This window comes from Pontibacter rugosus, assembly GCF_042678745.1.
Classification (GTDB): domain Bacteria; phylum Bacteroidota; class Bacteroidia; order Cytophagales; family Hymenobacteraceae; genus Pontibacter; species Pontibacter rugosus.
In genome coordinates this window covers 1-1,545 of the sequence record NZ_JBHTLD010000406.1, presented here as the reverse complement: position 1 = coordinate 1,545, position 1,545 = coordinate 1, and the positions used below count along the sequence as shown (strand labels likewise).

General features: G+C 41.8%; 2 protein-coding genes. One reads left to right on the top strand and one right to left on the bottom strand.

Annotated elements, in window-relative coordinates; all coding sequences use genetic code 11:
- Positions 1 to 332: 332 nt before the first annotated feature.
- Positions 333 to 509: a hypothetical protein gene (locus tag ACFQ2O_RS21565; protein ID WP_377532959.1), complete on the bottom strand. Its 177-nt coding sequence runs from the start codon at positions 507 to 509 to the stop codon at positions 333 to 335.
- 368 nt (positions 510 to 877) lie between these two features.
- Here ACFQ2O_RS21565 and ACFQ2O_RS21560 point away from each other — a divergent pair, with 368 nt between their 5' ends.
- Positions 878 to 1,477, top strand: a complete 600-nt coding sequence (locus tag ACFQ2O_RS21560) for an FKBP-type peptidyl-prolyl cis-trans isomerase (protein WP_377532957.1) — start codon at positions 878 to 880, stop codon at positions 1,475 to 1,477.
- The last annotated feature ends 68 nt before the right edge of the window (positions 1,478 to 1,545 follow it).

Here is a 1,545-nt window from a genome sequence, read left to right as displayed (position 1 = left end):
GTACCTGATACTGCCTAATAAACCACCTACCCAAGTTTATGCAAGGCTTTACATAAGTATAAACTAAAGGAAACACCTGAATAATACTTATCAGCAACCTTTGTAGTATAAAATCGCTTTTGAACCAGATATAAAATATTTTCACGAACCATGAAGACGTTACCACCAGTATTTGTATTTTCTAAAACCCTAATGCTGTTTATCCAGAGTATGATTTCACCAGGAGAAATTAGAATTGACCTGTCAGAAGAAGACCTCGCCTTATACCTATAACAGAAAGGGCCGCTCTAACTGGAGCGGCCCTTTCTGTTATAGGTATAAAGTCTAACTTTTTAATGTACATCAGTAGGCACATGGGTGTTTTTCTTAAACTTCAGTAAGTATAACAGCGGAACAGAACACAACATAATCAGACCTGCCACCCAATAGGCGTCTGTGTAGGTAAGCAAATATGTCTGCTTTGTCACAATGGTCGTGTCAATCAGCTCCAGAAGCGAAGCAGTAATCACCGTGATTGTGATAAGCCATTTTTTACACCGGTTTCAGCCATAAGTTTAACCCTCCTTTGTCAGAACAGAAACATTCACGCTCATACCTGCGCGCAGTTTATGCAGCATTTCTTCTCTGGCCTTAATCTTAATTTTTACCGGCACACGCTGTACATATTTGATTGATAATCAGTAAAATTTTATTGACAGACTTACTTTGCTACAAATTCTACCGTAAACCAAAGTCGTATAAAGCTTGTACCAGTTAACTGTAAGGCATTCGTAATAAGCACAGACCTTGGGCTTAAACTCAATTATTGGTAGCTTTGTAAGTATCACATAAGATTTATATATACATAACCGCACCCTTTGGTGCACAAATACACACTATGGATTTAAAAGATAAGATCAGCTACATCATTGGCCGCGACATGGCAGCTAACCTAGCAAAGCAAGGCCTGGAAGTAGAACCAGAGTCTTTCATGAAAGGCTTCAAAGAGGTAGGCGCAGGCACTCCTTCTTCGTTGTCGCAGCAGGAGGTGCAGGAAGCCATGATGGCTTTGCAGCAGGAAATGGCTCAGAAGCAGGGTGCATCTGGTTCTGAGAACAAAGCTGCCGGTGAAGCTTTTCTAGCTGAAAATAAAAACAAAGAAGGTGTGAAGACTTTGCCAAGCGGCCTGCAGTATGAAGTGCTGCAAGAAGGAAACGGCAAGTCTCCATCTGCTAATGATACGGTTACGACTCATTACCACGGTACTTTAATAGACGGCACAACATTCGACTCTTCTTATGAGCGTGGCCACCCGGCTACATTCCCAGTAAATGGCGTAATTGCTGGCTGGACGGAAGCCTTACAGTTAATGAATGAGGGCTCTAAGTGGAGACTGTACATCCCTTCTGACCTGGCCTATGGATCGCAGGGTGCTGGCGATGTAATCGGAGCTAATGCAACGCTTATATTTGATGTAGAGCTGCTACAGGTAAAATAAGTACAGCTGCTTAAAAAAGATAGCCGTTGCTCTGTAGAGCAACGGCTATCTTTTTTATAAATAACTAA

What these genes read in the sequence shown, in the direction of transcription:
- ACFQ2O_RS21560 (WP_377532957.1), top strand. Translation starts at nt 878, where the DNA reads ATGGATTTAAAAGATAAGATCAGCTACATCATTGGCCGCGACATGGCA.